Origin of the sequence: Staphylococcus sp. HMSC62B09, from assembly GCF_001839115.1 — a bacterium.
In the GTDB taxonomy this organism is placed as follows: domain Bacteria; phylum Bacillota; class Bacilli; order Staphylococcales; family Staphylococcaceae; genus Staphylococcus; species Staphylococcus haemolyticus.
This window is the reverse complement of sequence record NZ_KV840095.1, coordinates 1-262: the sequence shown is the minus strand read 5'-3', so window position 1 is coordinate 262 and position 262 is coordinate 1. Positions and strand designations below refer to the sequence as shown.

The window sequence follows — 262 nt, the reverse complement described above, 5'->3', positions numbered from 1 at the left end:
TTGAAAGATGTTTTGGCTTTTAATAATACAGTTTTGATAATTTTAATTTCAGCTACTTCAAAGTTACTTAGATAGTTTTGAATACTTTGCGGTAGTTCTTCGAGTAATTGAAATTTTAAAGCCTCATTATTAAAGTTTGAATTGTCGTGATTTGAATTATTTGTATGATTATTAGGATATGTTAATTTCTTATCATTCAAATCATCCGTATCATTACTCTCAGTCTTAATATAATCAGTATCATTATAATCAGTATCATTAG

The 262-nt window shown here is 25.2% G+C and carries 1 pseudogene; it reads right to left on the bottom strand.

Annotated features, from left to right (window positions below):
* Positions 1 to 262: pseudogene (locus HMPREF3265_RS01715) on the bottom strand (replication protein A); the annotation flags it as partial.